The 20,286-nt window shown below is 64.8% G+C and carries 18 protein-coding genes; 7 read left to right on the forward strand and 11 right to left on the reverse strand.

All coding sequences use genetic code 11. The features are described from left to right. The first annotated feature begins 36 nt into the window (after positions 1-36). From PMI15_RS11245 to PMI15_RS11260, 4 genes are all read left to right on the forward strand, one after another. Complete coding sequence (locus PMI15_RS11245) at positions 37-1,245, forward strand: M20 aminoacylase family protein (RefSeq protein ID WP_007868411.1); 1,209 nt, start codon at positions 37-39, stop codon at positions 1,243-1,245. Between the two features lie 23 nt (positions 1,246-1,268). Continuing rightward, positions 1,269-2,366, forward strand: a complete 1,098-nt coding sequence (locus PMI15_RS11250; RefSeq protein ID WP_007868413.1) for a M14 family metallopeptidase — start codon at positions 1,269-1,271, stop codon at positions 2,364-2,366. Positions 2,367-2,437: 71 nt separating this feature from the next. After that, positions 2,438-4,201, forward strand: a complete 1,764-nt coding sequence (locus PMI15_RS24025; RefSeq protein ID WP_007868415.1) for an ATP-binding protein — start codon at positions 2,438-2,440, stop codon at positions 4,199-4,201. Positions 4,202-4,425: 224 nt separating this feature from the next. Further along, positions 4,426-4,791, forward strand: coding sequence for a response regulator (locus PMI15_RS11260; RefSeq protein ID WP_007868416.1), 366 nt, complete (start codon positions 4,426-4,428; stop codon positions 4,789-4,791). A gap of 19 nt (positions 4,792-4,810) precedes the next feature. Here PMI15_RS11260 and PMI15_RS11265 read toward each other — a convergent pair whose 3' ends face one another. Together PMI15_RS11265 and ettA are read right to left on the reverse strand one after the other, a co-directional pair. After that, positions 4,811-5,347: a DUF1415 domain-containing protein gene (locus PMI15_RS11265; RefSeq protein WP_007868418.1), complete on the reverse strand. Its 537-nt coding sequence runs from the start codon at positions 5,345-5,347 to the stop codon at positions 4,811-4,813. A gap of 14 nt (positions 5,348-5,361) precedes the next feature. Then, on the reverse strand, positions 5,362-7,023 hold the full coding sequence (gene ettA, locus PMI15_RS11270) for an energy-dependent translational throttle protein EttA (protein WP_007868421.1): 1,662 nt from the start codon (positions 7,021-7,023) through the stop codon (positions 5,362-5,364). Positions 7,024-7,390: 367 nt separating this feature from the next. Here ettA and PMI15_RS11275 point away from each other — a divergent pair, with 367 nt between their 5' ends. Together PMI15_RS11275 and PMI15_RS11280 are read left to right on the forward strand one after the other, a co-directional pair. Beyond that, the gene (locus tag PMI15_RS11275) at positions 7,391-9,118 is read left to right on the forward strand and encodes a DEAD/DEAH box helicase (RefSeq protein ID WP_007868424.1); all 1,728 of its coding nucleotides are present in this window, start codon (positions 7,391-7,393) and stop codon (positions 9,116-9,118) included. Next, entirely contained in the window at positions 9,060-9,686 is a 627-nt protein-coding gene (locus PMI15_RS11280; protein WP_238541107.1) for an NAD(P)H-binding protein, read from the forward strand. The genes PMI15_RS11275 and PMI15_RS11280 overlap by 59 nt, the downstream gene beginning before the upstream one ends. A gap of 121 nt (positions 9,687-9,807) precedes the next feature. On the opposite strand, the gene PMI15_RS11285 is transcribed toward PMI15_RS11280, so the two are convergent. The 9 genes from PMI15_RS11285 to PMI15_RS11325 form a co-directional block, all read right to left on the reverse strand. After that, on the reverse strand, positions 9,808-10,560 hold the full coding sequence (locus tag PMI15_RS11285; RefSeq protein ID WP_007868430.1) for a FadR/GntR family transcriptional regulator: 753 nt from the start codon (positions 10,558-10,560) through the stop codon (positions 9,808-9,810). 9 nt (positions 10,561-10,569) lie between these two features. Beyond that, positions 10,570-10,953: a hypothetical protein gene (locus PMI15_RS11290; RefSeq protein WP_007868433.1), complete on the reverse strand. Its 384-nt coding sequence runs from the start codon at positions 10,951-10,953 to the stop codon at positions 10,570-10,572. A gap of 37 nt (positions 10,954-10,990) precedes the next feature. Further along, positions 10,991-12,037 (reverse strand): L-idonate 5-dehydrogenase, encoded by a 1,047-nt coding sequence (locus PMI15_RS11295; RefSeq protein ID WP_007868435.1) that lies wholly within the window; start codon positions 12,035-12,037, stop codon positions 10,991-10,993. A gap of 33 nt (positions 12,038-12,070) precedes the next feature. Beyond that, on the reverse strand, positions 12,071-12,838 hold the full coding sequence (locus PMI15_RS11300; protein WP_007868437.1) for a glucose 1-dehydrogenase: 768 nt from the start codon (positions 12,836-12,838) through the stop codon (positions 12,071-12,073). Between the two features lie 8 nt (positions 12,839-12,846). Further along, positions 12,847-13,917 (reverse strand): ABC transporter ATP-binding protein, encoded by a 1,071-nt coding sequence (locus PMI15_RS11305; RefSeq protein ID WP_007868438.1) that lies wholly within the window; start codon positions 13,915-13,917, stop codon positions 12,847-12,849. A gap of 122 nt (positions 13,918-14,039) precedes the next feature. Further along, a complete protein-coding gene (locus PMI15_RS11310) occupies positions 14,040-14,891 on the reverse strand; it encodes a carbohydrate ABC transporter permease (protein ID WP_007868439.1) in 852 nt (283 codons plus the stop codon). After that, positions 14,888-15,760, reverse strand: a complete 873-nt coding sequence (locus PMI15_RS11315; protein ID WP_007868440.1) for a carbohydrate ABC transporter permease — start codon at positions 15,758-15,760, stop codon at positions 14,888-14,890. The genes PMI15_RS11310 and PMI15_RS11315 overlap by 4 nt, the downstream gene beginning before the upstream one ends. A 75-nt stretch (positions 15,761-15,835) precedes the next feature. Then, a complete protein-coding gene (locus tag PMI15_RS11320) occupies positions 15,836-17,212 on the reverse strand; it encodes an ABC transporter substrate-binding protein (protein WP_007868441.1) in 1,377 nt (458 codons plus the stop codon). 151 nt (positions 17,213-17,363) lie between these two features. Next, positions 17,364-18,347: a 2-hydroxyacid dehydrogenase gene (locus PMI15_RS11325; protein WP_051001957.1), complete on the reverse strand. Its 984-nt coding sequence runs from the start codon at positions 18,345-18,347 to the stop codon at positions 17,364-17,366. A gap of 69 nt (positions 18,348-18,416) precedes the next feature. Here PMI15_RS11325 and PMI15_RS11330 point away from each other — a divergent pair, with 69 nt between their 5' ends. After that, positions 18,417-20,156 carry an IlvD/Edd family dehydratase gene (locus PMI15_RS11330; RefSeq protein WP_007868445.1) on the forward strand — a complete coding sequence of 580 codons (1,740 nt, stop codon included), beginning with the start codon at positions 18,417-18,419 and terminating at the stop codon, positions 20,154-20,156. The last annotated feature ends 130 nt before the right edge of the window (positions 20,157-20,286 follow it).

Below are 20,286 nucleotides of genomic sequence, written 5' to 3' on the forward strand. Positions count from 1 at the left end.
CCGGCTTGGTTACCATGTACTTTTAGGGGCATCGCCATGAAAATCATTGACTCCATCCTGGCCGGGGCGGCCGACATCGCGGCCGTGCGCCGCGACATCCACGCCCACCCTGAGCTGTGTTTCCAGGAAGTGCGCACCGCCGACGTGGTCGCGAAAAAACTCGAATCCTGGGGCATCCCCATCCACCGCGGCATGGGCACCACCGGCGTGGTGGGCATCGTGCATGGGCGCGACGGCGGCGCCTGCGGCCGCGCCGTGGGCCTGCGCGCCGACATGGACGCCCTGCCCATGCAGGAGTTCAACACCTTCGCCCATGCGAGCACGCAGCCGGGCAAGATGCACGCCTGCGGTCATGACGGCCACACCGCCATGCTGCTGGCCGCGGCGCGCCATTTCTCGCAGAACCGGGACTTTGACGGCACGGTCTACCTGATCTTCCAGCCGGCCGAGGAAGGCGGCGGTGGCGCGCGCGAGATGATCAAGGACGGCCTGTTCGAGAAGTTCCCCATGGAGGCCGTCTTCGGCATGCACAACTGGCCCGGCGCACCTGTGGGCACCTTCGCGGTCAGCGCGGGGCCGGTGATGGCGTCGAGCAACGAGTTCAAGATCACCATACGCGGCAAGGGCAGCCACGCCGCCATGCCGCACAACGGCATAGACCCGGTGCCGGTGGCCTGCCAGATGGTGCAGGGCTTCCAGAACATCATCAGCCGCAACAAAAAACCCGTGGACGCGGGCGTCATTTCGGTGACCATGATCCACGCCGGCGAGGCCACCAACGTGGTGCCCGACTCCTGCGAGCTGCAGGGCACGGTGCGCACCTTCAGCATTGAGGTGCTGGACCTGATTGAAAAGCGCATGAAGGAAGTCGCCGAACACACCTGCGCCGCCTTTGAGGCGCGCTGTGAGTTCAAATTCCATCGCAACTACCCGCCCACCGTGAACAGCGCCGCCGAGGCCGATTTCGCGCGCCGGGTGATGAGCGACATCGTGGGACCGGCCAATGTGCTGGCGCAGGAACCCACCATGGGCGCCGAAGACTTCGCCTACATGCTGCAGGCCAAGCCCGGCGCCTACTGCTTTATCTCCAACGGCGACGGCGCGCACCGCGACATGGGCCATGGCGAGGGTCCCTGCACGCTGCACAACCCGAGCTACGACTTCAACGACGACCTCATTCCCCTGGGCGGCACCTATTGGGTCCAGCTGGCCACTCGCTGGCTGGGCACGGCCGACGGGGCCTGAATCCTGACCACGCCAACATCACCATGAACACACACGCGGCTTTTTCGGCCAGCTACGCCGCTGCGCGCGCCAAATTCCTTGAGTCGGCCGGTGCCGCCGGCATGACGCTTCGCGCCTACGAACACCCGCTCAAAGGCCGCGACGGCGAAACCCTGGCCGTGGACGTGGCCCTGGACGGCTCGCCCGACGCCGAGCGCCTCTTCGTGGTCAGCAGCGCTTGCCACGGCGTCGAAGGCTATTGCGGCTCAGGCGTGCAGGTGTATGCCGCGCGCGACGCCGAGTGGCGCGCCAAGGCCCGCGCCGGCGGAGTGGCCGTGCTCTACATCCATGCGCTCAACCCCCACGGCTTCTCGTACGCACGGCGCACCACGCATGAAAACGTGGACCTGAACCGCAACTTTCACGACTTCGGCCAGTCGCTGCCCGTCAACGAGGCCTATCGGGAGGTCCATGACCTGCTACTGCCCGCGCAATGGCCGCCCACGGACCAGAACGAAGCTTCCATCGCGGCCTACATCGACACCCACGGCGTTGCGCGCTACCAGGCGGCGGTGTCGCAGGGGCAGCATGAATACGCCGACGGCATGTTCTTCGGTGGCACCGCGCCGACCTGGAGCAACCAGACCCTGCGCGAAGTGCTGCGAACCTTCGGGCGGCAGGCCAGGCACATCGCCTGGATGGACCTGCACACGGGCTTGGGACCCAGCGGCCTGGGCGAACGCATTTTTGCCTGTGAGAACGACGCCAAAGTCCTGGCGCGCGCGCGCGCCTGGTGGGACGGCGGCGGCGCGACGCCTGTGACCTCTTTCTACGACGGTTCCTCCACCTCGGCCAAACTCACGGGACTGATGTGGAGCGCCGTGTACGACGAATGCCCGCAGGCCGAATACACCGGCATGGCCATGGAGTACGGCACGCTGCCGATTCTTGACATCATCGCCGCCCTGCGCGCCGACCACTGGCTGCACAAGCACCCCGAGACGCCGCCCGAGATGCAGGCGGCGATCAAGCGCAAGATGATGAACGCCTTTTATGTCGATACCGACGAATGGCGCATGCAGATCGTCGCGCAGGCGCGCCAGGCCATGTTCCAGACGGTGGACGGTCTGGGCGCGGCCTGAAGGCCACATAATGGGGCGTGGCGGCCCCGACCCGGGCGGCCGTCTTTCCACCCGAGCACGAAAGCCGCGCCATGCCGTCTGACGCCGACCTGCAACGCCAGCTCCAGCAGCTGCAACAGCAATACCAGGCGCTGCAGGCCGATTACCGGGACCTGCAGCTTGAAAAGCAGAAGCAGGAAACTTCAGCCACCCTGTGGCTGGAGCAACGTACCCGCGAACTGCAAGCTGAAGCGCGGGAGCAGAAAAAGGCCGAAACCCTGCAGCGGGTGTTTTACCGCATCGCCGAACGGGCTGCGGCGGACCTCTCCTTTTACGATTTCCTGCAGTCGGTGCACGGCCTGCTGGGCGAGCTGCTTTACGCGAAGAACTGCTACGTGTGCCTCTATGACGCGCAAAAGCAGCGCAAGGATTTTCCCTACTACGTGGACGAGCGCGACGGCGACACCCTGCAGCGCAGCAACGTGCCCTACCGGCGCGGGCTGACCGAGTTCGTGCTGAGCACCGGCCGGCCGCAGATCATCGACGCCGCGCGGCTCAAGCTGCTGGAGGCCGGCGGCCAAGTGACCGAAGGCAGCGGCGACATGACCTTCAGTTCCTGGCTGGGCGTGCCCATGCACATACGCGGCGCCATAGGCGGCGTGCTGGCGGTGCAGGGCTATGAACCGGGCGTGGCCTACAGCGACACGGACGCCGACATCCTGTCCTTTGTGGCCAACCACGTGAGCAGCGCGATCGAGCGCTACCAGGCGCTGGACGAGCTGCGCAAATCGGAAGAGCGCTACCGCACGGTGATTGAAAACGTCGGTGTCGGCGTGGTGGTGGTGCAGGACGACCGCATGGTGTTCGTCAACCCCAGCCTGGAGCGCATCGTGGGCCATCCGCGCGAATACCTGCTGTCGCAGCCCTACACGGCGACGGTCCACCCCGAGGACTTGCCGGTGATGCGCGATCGCCACGAACGGCGTCTGCGCGGCGACGAGGTGGACTCGATGTACGGCTTTCGCGTCATCACCCAGTCCGGCGAGGTGCGCTCGCTGGAGCTTTCCGCCGTGAAGATCGAATGGGGCAAGCGCGAAGCGACGCTGATCTTCGTGGTGGACGCCACGGCCCGCCTGCAGGCCGAACTCACGCAGCGCCAGACCCTGCAGCGTCAGACCGAGCTCAACGACATGAAGTCGCGCTTCATCTCGGTGGCCTCGCACGAATTTCGCACGCCGCTGGCCTTCATCCTGTCGTCGGCGGAGCTGCTCAAACACTACGGCGACCGCCTGCCCGAGCCCGAGAAAGCCGACGTCATCGCCACCATAGAAACCGGCGTGCGGCGCATGACCCAGATGCTGGACCGCGTGCTGCTGCTGGGCAAGGTGGAGGCGCAGATGCTGGAGTTCCAGCCGGCGCAGGTCAACCTCCAGGTACTTTGCCAAAACCTTGTCGAGGACGCCCGCATCCAGCACTCGGAGGCAGGCTGCGAGCTGGCGCTGGAGTTCGAGGCCTGGCCGGCGGTCGGGCTTTTTGATGAAAAGCTGCTGCGCCATATTTTCGGCAACCTGCTGTCCAACGCCATCAAATACTCGCCGCAGGGCGGAAAAATCCTGTTTCGGGTCTCCTCGTCGGAGGGTCGGGTGGTTTTTGAGGTGTCGGACCAGGGCATAGGCATTCCGGCCGAAGAGCTTCCCCACCTGTTCGAATGGTTCCACCGGGCCAGCAATGTCGGCGAGATCCAGGGCACGGGCCTGGGGCTGGCCATCGTGAAAAACTCCGTCGACCTGCACGGCGGCCGCATCGAGGTCGGCAGCGTGGTGGGCCAGGGCACGCGCTTCACTGTCACGATTTAAGCCCACGAGAACCCGGCCCGCGACCGACCAGAGCACCGGGTGAACCAGGGAAACAACGTCGGCAGGAACCATTTCACGGCCTCGATGAGGGCTTCTTCATCCAGCAGTAAAAAAGTTCTAAGATGGGCCTCAAGTCAGCGCGGCGGCACGAGCTGCGCCCTGGCGTCTCAGGGAAATCCGCCCCTTCCAACAATGACAGCCGGGGCCTTCGCTACGAAAGAACCATGGCGCGCATTCTGGTGATTGAAGATGAGTCCCATATCCGGGACAACCTGCTGCGCTTCGTCCGGCTCGAGGGCCACGAAGGCCTGGCGGCGGCGGACGGCGGCGCCGGCCTGCAGCTGGCCCGCGAGCAGCGGCCGGACCTGATTTTCTGCGACGTGATGATGCCGCAGATGAGCGGCATTGAAGTGCTGGCCGCGCTGCAGGCGGAACCCGCGCTCAAGGAAGTGCCTTTAGTATTCCTGTCGGCCAGCGCGGAATCGGAGCGGCTCGAGGAAGCCCTGCGCCTGGGCGCCAGCGCCTATGTGACCAAGCCCTTTAATTTCGCCCAGTTGCAGGCAGTGCTCAAGCAGTACCTGCCCAAGTAACAAAGCCGCTCCGGGAAGGCTACAGGCCCAGCGCCTTCCAGCCCTGGTGGCCCAGTTTTTCGAGCGCCTGGATGTTCTGCTCGAAAATCGCTTCGGCCTCGGGAAAGGCCTCCACGGCCCGCTCCACGCTGTCCTCGCGCAGCAAATGCAGGATGGCAAAAGGCGCGCGGTTGGTGTAGTTGCCGATGTCCTCGGGCTCGGTGCCCTCAAACTGGAAACGCGGGTGAAAGCTGGCCAGCTGGATCACGCCCTCCAGGCCATGCTCGTCCACCACGCCTTCGGCAATCTCCAGGAAGTCGTTGAAGTCCAGGAAGTCCTCGAACAGCGTGGGATGGATCAGCAGCGTGGTGTCGACCTCTTCGGCCGGCGTGGCGACCAGCAGGTCCAGCTCGCGGTCCAGTTCCTCAAGCAGGTCGTCCGCATGCCGGGCATGGCTGACCACCAGGCGCACCTGGTTCTTGACGTAGACCGCCTTGGCAAACGGGCACAGGTTGAGTCCGATCACGGCTTTTTCGAGCCACAAGCGGGTTTTGTCCAGAACCTCCTGGTCTGTCATGGCTGCGTCCAGGCTTAGTGCAGGGCCTTGAAACGGACACGTTTTGGCTTGGCGCCTTCTTCACCGAGGCGCTTCTTCTTGTCGGCTTCGTACTCCTGGTAGTTGCCGTTGAAGAAGGTCCACTGGCTGTCGCCCTCGGCGGCCAGGATGTGGGTCGCGATGCGGTCCAGGAACCAGCGATCGTGGCTGATCACCAGCACCGAGCCGGCGAACTCCAGCAACGCGTCTTCGAGCGCGCGCAGGGTTTCCACGTCCAGGTCGTTCGAGGGTTCGTCAAGCATCAGCACGTTGCCGCCCGCAATCAGGGTCTTGGCCAGGTGCAGACGCCCGCGCTCGCCGCCCGACAGCATGCCGACGCGTTTTTGCTGGTCGGCGCCGTTGAAATTGAAACGGCCGGCGTAGGCACGGCTGGGCATGGTGAACTTGCCGACGGTCAGCATGTCCAGGCCGCCGGAAATGTCTTCCCAGACGGTTCTGTCGTTGGCCAGGTCGTCGCGGTGCTGGTCGACAAAGGCCATGCGCGCGGTCTTGCCGATAGCGACTTCGCCGCTGTCGGGCTGCTCCTTGCCGGCGATCAGCTTGAACAGCGTGGACTTGCCCGCGCCGTTGGGACCGATGATGCCGACGATGGCGCCCGCAGGCACCTGGAAGCTCAGGTTGTCGATCAGCAGGCGGTCGCCGAAGGACTTGCTGACGTTCTTGAACTCGATGACCTCATTGCCCAGGCGCTCGGCCACGGGAATGAAGATTTCCTGGGTTTCGTTGCGCTGCTGGTATTCGTAGTCGGAGAGTTCCTCAAAACGGGCCAGGCGCGACTTGCTTTTGGCCTGGCGCGCCTTCGGGTTCTGGCGCGACCATTCAAGTTCCTTCTTCAGGGCCTTGGCGCGGGCTTCTTCGCCCTTTTGCTCCTGCGCCAGGCGCTCGCCCTTCTGGTCCAGCCAGCTGCTGTAGTTGCCCTTCCAGGGAATGCCGTGGCCGCGGTCCAGCTCCAGGATCCACTCGGCGGCGTTGTCCAGGAAGTAGCGGTCGTGGGTGATGGCCACCACGGTGCCCGAAAAGCGCTGCAGGAACTGCTCCAGCCAGTCCACCGATTCGGCGTCCAGGTGGTTGGTCGGCTCGTCGAGCAGCAGCATGTCGGGCTTGGACAGCAGCAGGCTGCACAGGGCCACGCGGCGTTTTTCGCCGCCCGAGAGCACGCCGATCTTGGCGTCCCAGGGCGGCAGGCGCAGCGCGTCGGCGGCGATTTCAAGCTGGTGCTCGGAATCGGTGCCGGCCGTGGCGATGATGGCTTCCAGGCGGGCCTGCTCGGCGGCCAGTGCGTCGAAATCGGCATCGGGCTCGCCATAGGCCGTGTACACGGCTTCGAGCTGGGCCTTGGCGGCAAACACCGCGCCCATGCCGGCTTCCACGCTTTCGCGCACCGTGTGCTCGGGGTCCAGCTTGGGCTCCTGCGGCAGGTAGCCGATGTTCAGGCCCGGCATGGGGGTGGCTTCGCCCTCGATTTCCGTGTCCAGGCCGGCCATGATCTTGAGCAGCGTGGACTTGCCGGAACCGTTGGTGCCCAGCACGCCGATCTTGGCGCCCGGGAAGAAACTGAGCGATACCTCTTTGAGGATATGGCGCTTGGGCGGCACGATTTTGCCGACCTTGTTCATGGTAAATACGTACTGAGCCATCGGGATTTACTTTGGTAAAAATGAAAAAACAATGCGGGAAACGGGCTGCCTGCCGCCTGCAAACGCTATTTTTACAGGCTACCGGCAGTTTCCTGCGAGCTGGAACGACACGCCGCGCCGGGGGCGCCAACGCCTTTTGAAGGGGCGTGTTTTTCTGCGTGAATGCCCCATTATCGTTGCTGTGCGACAATGCAGGGGTTGTTGGCTCCAGTTGCCTTCAACATTTGGGCACATCCGGGTACCGCAACAAGCGGCTGCTTACGATGTTTTCGGCCCGACTTTCTGACCCCATCTGCCTTTGACTGGCGGGTTGCCTTCCAGCAGGGCGCCCAACAGGCCGATCCAAAGCGCCCTACGGCGCCACATCATGACATTTGAAGAATTGAACCTGGCCCCGGCCATTCTGAAGGCCGTGCTCGAGCAGGGCTACGACACACCCACCCCCATCCAGGCCCAGGCGATCCCCGCCGTGCTCAAGGGTGTGGACCTGCTGGGCGGCGCCCAGACCGGCACCGGCAAGACCGCGGCTTTCACGCTGCCCCTGCTGCAGCGCCTGTCCACCGAAGCGCGCCTGACCAACCGCCGCGGCGTCAACGCCGTGCGCGCCCTGATCATGACCCCCACCCGCGAACTCGCGGCCCAGGTCGAGGAAAGCGTGCGCACCTACGGCAAATACACCGACCTCACCTCCATGGTGATGTTCGGCGGCGTCGGCATGGGCGCCCAGATCGAAAAACTGCGCCGCGGCGTGGACATCCTGGTCGCCACCCCCGGCCGCCTGCTGGACCACGCGAGCCAGGGCACGCTGGATCTGAGCCAGGTGCAGATCCTGGTGCTGGACGAAGCCGACCGCATGCTGGACATGGGCTTCATCCACGACATCAAGAAGGTGCTGGCCCTGGTGCCCAAGCAAAAGCAGTCGCTGCTGTTCAGTGCGACCTTCAGCGATGAAATCCGCGAGCTGGCCAACGGCCTGCTCAAGAACCCCGAATCCATCCAGGTCACGCCGCGCAACACCACGGTGCAGCGCATCACGCAGACGATCCACCCCGTGGGCCGCAGCAAGAAGAAAGCGCTGCTGACCCACATCATCAACGAACACAACTGGAGCCAGGTACTGGTGTTCACGCGCACCAAGTTCGGCGCCAACAACGTGGCCGAACACCTGACCAAGCACGGCATTCCCGCGATGGCGCTGCACGGCAACAAGAGCCAGACCGCCCGCACGCAGGCGCTGGCCGACTTCAAGAGCGGCACGATTCGCGCGCTGGTGGCCACCGATATCGCCGCCCGCGGCATCGACATCGACGAGCTGCCCCACGTCGTCAACTACGAAATCCCCAACGTCAGCGAAGACTATGTGCACCGCATCGGCCGCACCGGCCGCGCGGGCAACAGCGGCGAAGCCGTCAGCCTCGTCTGCCTCGATGAGGAAGGCTTCATGCAGGACATCGAGCGCTTCACCAAGCAGAACATCGAAAAAATCGTCGTCCCCGGTTTTGAAGCCGAGCCCGGCGAACGCGCCGAGCCGCTGGCCATGGGCCGGCAGACCATCTGGGGCGGCCTGGGCAAGCCGCCCAGCCGCGAAGTGATGCAGGCCGCCGCCAAGGCCGCCCGCACCGAGATGATGCAGCGCATCCGCGATACCAAGGGCGCCCAGCCCGCGCGCGGCGGCAACGGCGGCGGCAACAACGGTGGTGGCCGCAGTCGCGGCCCCGCCGGCGGCGGCAACGGTGGTGGAGGCAATGGCGGCGGCAGCGGCCGCGGCCCGCGCACCCCCAACCCCGGCCAGCCACGCCAGGCTTCGGGTTATTCCCAGAACGGCCAGCCGCCACGGCAGGCCCAGGCGCCACGCCAGCGCGACGAGCAGCAGCCGCGCGCACCCCGCAACGAGTCCAGGGAGCCACGCAATGACTTCGACGACCGCCAACCCGCCAGCCACGCCTCCTCAGGCTTCCCCTCCTCCGGCCAGCCCACGGGCGGCAACCGGGGCAACTACCGCGGCAACCGCTCCGGCGGCGGCGCGGGTGGCTCTGGTGGCCGGGGCAACGGGCCTCGTCGGCCGGGCGGTCCTGGACCTTTTACTGGCCGATAAGCGCTATTCGGCGGTCCACTGCGTGGGCCGCCGCGCACCGGCCCGGCACGACAGCCGGCTGGCCGTGCACCTGGTCGATTCTTTTGCCGGTTTCAAGGCCCCGCCGGTGGACGATGTCTTCATCGCGCTGGGAACCACCATCAAGACGGCCGGCAGCCGCGCGGCCTTCAGGGCGGTGGATTTCGACGCCGTGCTGGCCGTCGCCCAAGCCGGCCGCAATGCAGGCGCCACGCGCCTGGGCCTGGTCAGCGCCATGGGCGCCGATCCGCACTCCCTCCTCTTCTACACCCGCGTCAAGGGCGAGGCCGAGCAAGCGCTCTCGCAGCTCGGTTTTTCCACAATGGTGGTGGCACGGCCGTCTTTTCTGGCAGGCGACCGGGAGTCGCTGGGCCAGCCCTTGCGCGGCGGTGAAAACCTGGCGATCAGCCTGTCAAAACGCCTCAGCCGCGTGATACCGCTCAACTACCAGTCCATTTCGGCGGACAGCGTCGCGCGCACGCTGGTCGAGGAAGTGGCTGTTCGCCAGGGACACCACGTGATCCTGTCCGGCGACATGCAGCGCCGCTAAGACGCCAAGAAAAAGACGCTCACAAAACCCAGCGAAGCGGTCCTGGCCAGGCGTGTCGCCGCAGACAGTGCACAAGCACGGCAAGGCGACGCAACAACGCCAGGAGGGTTTTGTGAGCGTCTCAGGCCGCCGCTTTAAGCTGCTTGGCCGGATTGCTCAATTTAGGCAGCCGCCGCCGCGAGCCCAGCACCAGTTCGATATCCTCGCGCGCACCGTCAATCAGCACCAGGATCGCCTTTTCGGCCTTGGCTGGGTTGCGGGCGATCACCGCGTCCAGCACCGCCCGGTGCAGCGGCAAGGAACGCTTGGGGCCGTCCTTGCGGATGGTGGAAATTTCAAAACTGGTGCGCAGCAAGGCGCTCAGCGCCTTGCTCATCTGGATCAGCATGCGGTTGTGCGCGGAGCGCAGCAGGCCCTGGTGAAAACGCAGGTCGTAGGTGACGTAGTCGCCGCCACCTTCCACGGCGCGCTTCATGCCGGCATAGGCGTCCTCGATCTCGGCGATCTCTTGCGCGGTGGCGCGCTCGGCGGCCATGCGTACGGCGGCGGGCTCCACGAGGCGCCGCAACTCCAGCAGGTCGCGCAAAAATTCGGGCGTGATGCCGGCCTTGGCCTTCCAGGCGATGACATCGGGGTCGAACCAGTTCCAATGCTCCTCGGTCAGCACGCGGGTGCCGACCTTGGGGCCGGTGGTGACCAGCCCCTTCGCGATCAGCGACTTGACCGCTTCGCGCACCACCGTGCGGCTCACGCCCAGCTCCTCGCAAAGCACCGGCTCCGGCGGCATGGACATGCCGGCGGCATAACGGCCCGCGACGATGGCTTCTCCGATATGGTCTACCGTGTTGCCGTGGACGTTTTTCATGGTGGCCATGGCGCGCTTTCAGCCCCGCACAAACAGCGTGACCAGCGGGTCCGGCCCCACCTGCGCGCTCCAGTGGCCGTGCAGGGCCGGGTCGAAAGTGGCGCCGGCCGGTAGCACGTCAGCCGAGTAGAAATGCTGGCCCGGCTTGAAGATGCGCGAGACCCCGCCCTGCAGGCCGATCTCCATCTCGCCGCCCAGGATGAACACCCACTGCGGATTCGGCGTGCAATGGAACTGGCTGCGAAATCCCACAGGGCTGTGGCGCAGCTGGTAGCCGCCCGAAGCGAACAGTTCCGACAGCATGGCCTGCGGCGAGCCTTCGCCCAGCGGGACGGCCTCTTCCCGGAATCTAGCGCGGCCGTCGGTATCGGTGTAAAGAATGACTTTGGAGAAAACGCTCACAAGGAACTCCGGTGAATGGGGGTGAAAAGCAGGCGCCTCATGAAGCTTCACCGCCAAAGGCGATCTGCACCTTCATGGATTGGCGCTTGTCGCCGGCGAGTGTAAAGGCATGCGTGGCCTGGTCGAAGGCGACGATGTCGGTAATGACGGGCCGGCCGTCGATGAGGCGCTGGTTCAGGAAGGCCACCGCCACAGCGAATTCGGGGTGAAAACGGAAGGTGCCGCGCAGCTCAAGTTCCTTGGCAACCAGGGTGTTGAGCGGCAGCGAGACATTGCCGCCCAGGCCCACCGTCACGATAACGCCGCGCGGCGCCACCACGTCCAGGCCGGCGACCAGGGCTTTTTCATTGCCCGAGGCCTCGAACATCACGTCAAACTGCCCCTTGCCGGCGGCGAAGGCCGCCAGGCCGTCCGGCTCCTGCACCAGGTTGATGGTCTGGTCCGCGCCCATCTTTTTGGCGCAGGCCAGGGGAAGCTCGGCGATATCGGCCGCGACGATGCGGGCCGCGCCTGCGCGGCGCAGGCCGGCGATCAGCAAGGCGCCTATGGGGCCGCAGCCGGTGACCAGCACCTGTTTGCCGAACACCGAGCCGGCCCGTGAAATCGCGTGCAAGCCCACCGACAGGGGCTCAGCCAGCGCGGCCTCGGACAACGGCAGGTCGTCGGCCACGGGATGCGCCTGGGCGGCCTCGATGACCAGGGTTTCGCGGAACGCGCCCTGGATGTGCGGAAAGCGCATCGCGCTGCCGTAAAACCGCATGTCCATGCAGTGGTTGTGCAATCCCTGCTGGCAAAAGCGGCAAACGCCGCAAGGCCGCGAAGGGGAAATAGCGATGCGCTGGCCGGCGTGCAGGCCGCTGACCTCGCTGCCCACGGCCTCGATCACGCCCGACACCTCATGGCCCAGCACCATGGGCTCCTTGATGCGCACCGTGCCGAAGCCGCCGTGCTGGAAGTAATGCAGGTCGGAGCCGCAAATGCCGCCGTAGGCCACCCGCACACGCAGCTGCTGCGGGCCCAGGATTTCGGTATCCAGCGCGTCAAGGCGCAGGTCTAGGGGCGCATGACAGACAAGTCCACGCATGATGTTTCTCCCTGGTTGCGCGGGACGGCGGCGTCACAAAGTCGCCGTCACCCCGCCGTCGACATATAAAACATGGCCGTTGACAAAGCTGGAGGCATCGCTGGCCAGGAACACGGCCGCGCCGGCCAGCTCGGCCACTTCACCCCAGCGCCTGCTGGGCGTGCGCCCTGTGAGCCAGGCACTGAACTGCTCGTCGGCCACCAGTTTTTCCGTGAGTTCGGTCTTGAAGTAGCCGGGCCCGAGGCCGTTGACCTGGATGCCGTGGGGACCCCAGTCGATCGCCATACCCTTGGTCAGCATTTTGACCGCGCCCTTGCTGGCCATATAAGGCGCGATGTTGGGACGCCCCAACTCGCTCTGCACCGAGCAGATGTTGATGATCTTGCCCTTGCCGCGCGTGATCATTTTCCGGGCGACCGCCTGCCCGACAAAAAAGACGCTGTCGACATTGGTGCGCATCAGCTCATGCCAGTCCTGTTCGGGGAAATCCTGCAGGGCCATGCGCCTTTGCATGCCGGCGTTGTTGACGAGGATGTCTATGCCACCCAGCGTGCCCTCGATGTCCTCCACCGCCGCTTGGACCGCGGCAGCCTGGGTCACGTCAAAACTTCGCGTGTGGACGGCCAGGCCCTCATCGCGCAGCACGCCGGCCGCGCGCTCCAGCTTGGCGCTGTCGCGGCCGTTGAGCACCAGGGTGGCTCCCGCCTGCCCCAGGCCGCGCGCCAACGCGAAACCGATGCCGCCCGAAGAGCCGGTCACCAGCGCAAGGCGACCGTCAAGCCTGAAGGAGTTCACAACCATGGACGGCCTCAATCCAGGCGGACGCCGCTGGCATCGTCAAACACATGGGTCTTGCCGGCCGCAATGTCCAGGTGCACGGTCTCGTCGGGGCGCACCGCCGTGCGGCCATGCATCACCACGATGATCTTCGCGCCGCCCACCTCGAGTAGCAACTCGGTCTCGGCGCCGGTGGGCTCGACCACAATGACCTTGGCCGGAATGCCCTGCCCCGTGGCGGACAGCGACAGGTCGCCGGGCCGCACGCCGTAGTGCACGGGCTGGCCGTCCTGCGCCTGGGCGATCTGGCCTATGGGCCACTGGTAGCCCTCGGCCTCGACCCAGGCCCGGCCGCCCTCCTTGCGCAAAACACCCTTGAGGACGTTCATGGCGGGTGAGCCTATGAATTGCGCGACAAACAGGTTGCCGGGCCGGTCGAACAGCTCCAGGGGCGTACCTATCTGCTCGATGATGCCGTCGTGCATGACCACGATGCGGTCGGCCATGGTCATGGCCTCGATCTGGTCGTGCGTGACGTAGACCGTGGTGGTTTTCAGGCGCTGGTGCAGGGCCTTGATTTCGGCGCGCATGGCCACGCGCAGCTTGGCGTCCAGGTTGGACAGCGGCTCGTCGAACAGGAAGACCTTGGGGTCGCGCACGATGGCCCGCCCCATGGCCACGCGCTGGCGCTGCCCGCCCGAGAGCTCGCGTGGAAAGCGGTCCAGCAGCGGGTCCAGGTTCAGGATGCGGGCGGCGTCGCCCACGCGCTTGTTGGTGAGTTCGGCATCGGCCTTGCGCAGCTTCAGGCTGAAAGCCATGTTGTCGCGCACCGTCATGTGCGGGTAAAGCGCGTAGCTCTGGAACACCATCGCGATGTCACGGTCCTTGGAGTCGAGTTCGTTGATGACCTTGCCGTCGATCGACATCTCGCCGCCGCTGATTTCCTCCAGCCCGGCCAGCATGCGCAGCAGCGTGGACTTGCCGCAACCCGAGGGGCCCACCAGCACGACGAATTCGCCGTCGGAGATGTCGAAGCTGATGCCGTGAATGATCTTGACCTTGCCGAAGGCCTTTTCAATATTGCGAAACGATACAGATGCCATGAGATTCCCGTTATTTCCTGATAAAGACCGAGCCCCAGCCGGCGCCGGGCCGCCCCAAGCCGGCTGCGGCCCCCCCGGGGGGCAGCGCAGTACACGAAGTGACAAGCGTGGGGGCCATGTTTTCAGCTTTTGACGGCGCCGGCCGTCAGGCCCGACACCATATAGCGCTTGAAAGCGTAATAAATTGCCGCCGGAGGCAGCGCGTAAATCAGGCCGGTGGCCATCAGCAGTTCCCACGGCGAGTCGTCGGCGGCGAGAAAATTGCCCAGGGCCACCGCCAGCGTCACGCTGGTGTCCCTGGACAGCAGCAGGAAGGCGTAGAGGTATTCGTTCCAGGCCAGCAGCAGCGCATAGGTGCCGACCGCCACCAGCGAAGGCACCATCAGCGGCAGGTAGACCAGCCGGAACAGCTGCATGGCCGTGGCGCCGTCCATGCGGGCCGCCTCGTCGAGCTCGTAAGGCAGCTTGTCGGAGGCCTGCTTGAGCACCCAGATGCAATAGGGCGAAGCGATGGTCACCATGGCCAGGATCAGGGACCACTGGTGGTTCAGCATGCCGTAGTTGCCCATGGTCTTGTACATGGGAACGGCCAGGAAGGCGGCGGGGATGAAGTAGGTGAAAAGCGCCATATTCATCACCGTGCGGCCGCCGCGTACCTTGAGCCGGCTGATGGCAAAGGCCGCGGTGGTGGAGACCACCAGCGTGAGCACCCCCACCGACAGCGCGATCACCAGCGAGTTGCCCAGTTGCACCCAGAAGTGGTCGAGGTAAAAATGCTTCTGCCAGAACACCGTCTCGAAGTTGTCCAGCGTGGGTTTTTTGGGCCAGAGCCGCCCTGTCGTGGCTTCGTTGCGCGGCGAGATCGCGAACAGCACCATGTGGTAGATCGGGATCAGCGTCCACAGCAGGACCGGGATGCCGATCAGCAGCAGCCTGGCCTCCCGGGTGACTGAACGCAGTGTGACGCGGCTCATTTGGACAACCTTTTCATCATGAAGTACACCAGCGGCAGCACCAGGGGCAGGGCCACGACGATGGAGGCCAGGGACAGGTCGACCTGGTCCAGGCGCAGGTAACGGATACCCAGCGTGGCCAGCACGTGCGTGAGGTCGGCCGGCCCACCGCCCGTGAGCAGGTAGACGCTGTTGAAGTCGCCCAGCGTCCAGATCATGGACAGGATGGTCGAGGTCAGGTACAGCGAGCGCATGGACGGCCAGGTGATGAAGCGAAATTTCTGCCAGACCGTGGCGCCGTCCACCGAGGCCGCTTCATACTGCTCGGCCGGAATCGCCATGCGCCCGGCCAGCAGGATCAGCGTCCAGAAAGGCAGGGACTTCCAGATGTGCGCCAGCATGGAAAACGACAGCGCCAGCGTCGGGTCATTGAGCCAGTTGGGGCCGTCTATGCCCGTGGCCTTGAAAATCAGGGTGTTGATGACGCCCCACTCGGGGTTGAGCATGAAGCGCATCGACAGAATGGTCGGAATCGAGGGCACGGCCCAGGGCAGGATAAAAATCACCGACAGCGCCTTGATCCACCAGCGCGTGTTCAGGAAAAAACCCGACAGGAACAGCGCCACCATCATCTTCAGGTTCACCGCCACGACGATGAACACCACCGTGTTGACCAGCGAGCGGAAAAAGATCGGGTCGGCGAACAGCCTGACATAGCTGTCCGGATGACGCGCCAGCCACAGGCCGTAGCCCACGGGGTAGATCACGAAGATCAGGAAAATCAGCAGATAGGGAACGACCAGCGCGAGTCCCCACTTCTCCCACGAAGTCATGGCGGCGCGCTCGGCGCGCACCGAAGGGGCGGCCTGTTGGATGGTTGCAGTGCTCATGCTTTGCTTTGTTGACGCGCGCCGCCGGCCCGGGAATCCAGACAGGCGGCGCGGCTTTCTTCAGTCGGTCAGCGCTCAGTTCGCCACGGTCTTGATGCGGGCGATCATTTCGTCAACGGCCTTGTCCACCGGCATCTTTTCATTGATCACGCGGTTGGCCGCCTTGGCCCAGACGTTCTCGTTGTTCAGGATGGTGAACTTGTAGTTCTTGGTGAACTCGAAGTTGACGGTTCCGGCGGTGAACTGGTTGTAGACCGACAGCCTGTGCGCATCGGCTTTCCAGAACGGACGCTGCTGCGCGGTCTTGGTGACCGGGAACCAGCGGCCCAGCGAGCCTTCCACATAAGGCGTGAGGTTCTCTTCCTGCATCAGGAAGGACACGAACTCCTTGGCGCGGGCCTTGTTCTTGGCCTGGTTGAACACCACACCCACCTTGACGGCGGCACGGTACACCATCTTGCTGCCGTCGGGCTTGTTCGGGAAGCCCGCCGTGCGGATACGCTCGGTGTAGTTCTTCTTCGCGGTCTCCCGGTCTTCCGGCTTGAGCGACGCGTTGTTCATGTCGTCCAGCCATTTCGCGGCGATGGAAATCGTCGCGTTATGGGTCAGGATGGTGGTCTTGTTGTGGAAGGCGACGTTGTTGTCCGGGTCCTTCCAGCTGGTGGACGAGGGCGGCGTGCAGCCCTTGGCGTAGGGTTGGGTGTAGTCCGTCAGCGCGCTGATCAGACCCGCTCGCACCTGCGGATCGTCGACCAGCAGCTTGCCGCTGTCGCTCACCAGCTTGACGTTGTAGGCGTCCATAAAGGTCAGGAAGGAGTAGAACGAGTCGCTGGAATCCACGCCCAGCGGCTGGCCTATGCCGAAGGTGCGATTGCCGGTTTTCTGGCGATGCGCGGGCTGCACCTTGTCGCACCAGAAGGACCAGTAGTCCTTCCAGGCCGTGGGAATGTCGGATTCCTTGAAGCCGGCCTCGTTGAGCATGTCCACCCAGTACTCGATGTGCATGGTCTGCTGTTTCATCGGGAAGGCGTAGTAGGCCCGGGTCTTGGTGGCGTCGTTGTAGAGGAAGGCGGTCTCCACCGTGTTCGGCGCGAAACGCGCGCGCATGGGGTTGATCACGCTGCTGATGTCTTCAAGCTTGCCGTCGAAGGCCCACTTGCCGGCGACCTGGAAGTCATAAACATCGGCATAGGCCACGTCGGGCGGGCTGCCGGAGTCGAGCGCCGCGACGGTTTTCGGGATCATGTCCTGCACGGGGTACTGCGAGAGCTCGACTTTCACGCCCTTGTGTTTTTCCTCGTATTTCTTGATCGCGGCGAAGAGCGCATCGTCTTCGGCCTTGTAAAAGCCCTTGACCCACCAGACGGTGAGCTTTTCCTGGGCGGAGGCCTGCCCCGCCGTGATGAGGCCTGCCGCGACCATCGCGGCGGCCAGGATTGTCTTGAGTCTCATGTGTCTTGTCTCCTCTGCGGGTGGGTTGTTGAACTGCAAAAACTCGGCGCCTTGCGCTCTCGGACGCATTGTTATCATATGATGATTAACCCCCTGATCTTTTATGGAAAACCCGGAGCATCCCGGCCCCGGAACCGAGCCCAGGGTGGATTCAATGCCATTCCGGCACCGGGGTAAAGAGGGCTTGCCCGGCAAAATGCGCGCGCAGGTTGTCGACGGCCAGCTTGGCCATGGCATGGCGTGTCTGCACGGTCGCGCTGGCCATGTGCGGCGTCAGCACCACGTTCTCCATGGACCAGAGCGCCTCGGCTGGGTGCGGCTCTTTCTCGAACACGTCGAGCGCCGCACCGGCAATCACACCTTGTTGCAGCGCATCAACCAATGCCGCCTCATCGACCACCGAACCGCGCGCGACGTTGATCAGGTAGCCCTCGGGCCCCAGGGCCTTGAGCACCTCGCCATTGATCAGGTGGCGCGTGCCGGCCCCGCCCGGCGTGATCACGATGAGGAAATCCACCTGCGCGGCCAGTGCCTGTGCCGTGGGGTAAAAGGTGTAAGCGAGTTCCGCCTTGGCGCTGCGGCCGGTGTACGCAATCGACATTCCGAAGGCTTCGGCCCGGCTCGCGATGGCCTGGCCTATGCGGCCCAGGCCGACGATACCCAGGCGCGCGCCCGAGACCTTGCGCGCCAGCGGCATGGGGCCCTCCTTGGCCCAGCGCCCGGCGCGCACATAACGGTCCGCCAGCGGGATGCGGCGCGCCACCGACAGCATGAGGCCAATGGCCAGGTCCGCCACCTCGTCGTTGAGTACACCGGGCGTGTGGGTGACAGGAACGCGCCGCTCCAACGCGGCGGCGACGTCCACGCCGTCATAGCCCACCCCCATGATGGAAACGATTTCCAGCGCGGGCAATTGGTCCATCAGCGAACGCGGCACCTTGGACTCCCCGCCCCCGGCGATGCCGCGCACCAGCGGCGCGACCTTGGCGAAGGCCGCGGGGTCGCTCTCATGCAACCTGTCATGGACCTCATAAGCCGCCTGCAGCGGCTCCATCAGAAAGGGCGGGAGCTTGGCGACGGTGAGGATATGCGGGCGGCTGGACGGGACGGACACGGGGCGGGCTCCTGCGGTCATGGTTTTCACTAAGATAGTCAGCTCAATGGTATGACGATAATATGTTTGACGAATTAAGGACTTTCCCGCATGAGCACACCACCCAAGAAAAAACCCGCCCATGAACTCCGCAGCCAGCAGTGGTTCGGCCGCCAGGATCGCGACGGCTTTGCCTACCGCAGCTGGGTTAAGGGCAAAGGCGTTCCGCATGACCAGTTCGACGGCCGGCCGGTCATCGGCATCTGCAACACCTTCAGCGAACTGACGCCCTGCAACTCGCATTTCCGCACGATTGCCGAGCAGGTCAAGATAGGCGTCTATGAGGCCGGCGGCTTCCCGCTCGAGTTTCCGGTGATGTCGCTGGGCGAAACCCTGCTGCGCCCCACCGCCATGCTGTACCGCAACCTGGCCAGCATGGACGTGGAAGAAAGCATACGCGGCAACCCCATCGACGGCGTGGTGCTGCTGATGGGCTGCGACAAGACCACGCCTTCGCTGGTGATGGGCGCCTCCAGCGTGGACCTGCCCACGGTGGGCGTCAGCGGCGGCCCCATGCTGAGCGGCAAATGGCGCGGCCAGGAGCTGGGCTCGGGCACCGGCGTCTGGAGCATGAGCGAGCAAGTGCGCGCCGGTACCCTGAAACTCCAGGAATTCTTCGAAGCCGAAAGCTGCATGCACCGCAGCCACGGCCACTGCATGACCATGGGCACGGCCTCGACCATGGCCAGCATGGTCGAAGCGCTGGGCATAGGCCTGCCGGGCAACGCCGCCTATCCCGCGGTGGACGGCCGGCGCAATGTGCTGGCGCGCATGGCCGGCCGCCGCGCCGTCGAGATGGTGCACGAAGACCTCACGCTGTCGAAAATCCTCACGCGCCAGGCGTTTGAAAACGCCATCAAGACGCTGGCCGCGATTGGTGGCTCGACCAACGCGGTGATCCACCTGATCGCGATTGCCAGGCGCATAGGCGTGGAGCTCACGGTGGACGACTTCGACCGGCTGGCCAGCGAGCTGCCCTGCCTGGTCAACCTGCAGCCCTCGGGCAAATACCTGATGGAAGACTTCTGCTATGCCGGCGGCCTGCCGGTGGTCATGAAGGAAATCGCGCAGCACCTGCACACCGGCGCCATCACCGCCAACGGCAGGACCATAGGCGAAAACATCGCCGACGCGGAAAACTTCAACACCGACGTGATCAAGCCGCTGTCCGCGCCCTTCAAGGACAAAGCCGGCATTGCCGTGCTGCGCGGCAACCTCTCGCCGCGCGGCGCGGTCATCAAGCCCAGCGCGGCCACGCCGGCGCTCATGGTGCACAAGGGCCGGGCCGTGGTGTTTGAGACCATTGAAGACTTCCACGCACGCATTGACGACGAAAACCTGGACATCGACGAGAACTGCGTCATGGTGCTGAAAAACTGCGGGCCCAAGGGCTATCCCGGCATGGCCGAGGTCGGAAACATGCCGCTGCCGCCCAAGGTGCTGCGCAAAGGCATCACCGACATGGTGCGCATCAGCGATGCGCGCATGAGCGGCACGGCCTACGGCACCGTGGTGCTGCACACCGCGCCCGAAGCCGCCGCCGGCGGCCCGCTGGCGCTGGTGCAGAACGGCGACATCATCGAGCTCGACGTGCCGAATCGCCGCCTGCACCTGCATGTGAGCGACGAGGAACTGGCAAAACGCATGGCCAGCTGGACGCCGCCCCAGCCGCCGCTGAATTCGGGCTACTGGAAGCTCTACATCGACCACGTGCTGCAGGCCGACGAAGGCGTGGACCTGGATTTCCTGGTCGGCAAACGCGGGGCTTTTGTGCCGCGCGACAACCACTGAGCCGGGTACAAGGCGGGTACCGGGTCGCGCGCGGGCGGCGGGTACCATAGTGGGTGAGGCGCGGCGTGCTTTTCCCGGTTTTTCTTCCCTGAAAAGGTCCGCGCCGGGATGCCCGAAGAAGGCGCAAGAA

Origin of the sequence: Polaromonas sp. CF318 (assembly GCF_000282655.1) — a bacterium.
Lineage (GTDB): Bacteria > Pseudomonadota > Gammaproteobacteria > Burkholderiales > Burkholderiaceae_C > Polaromonas.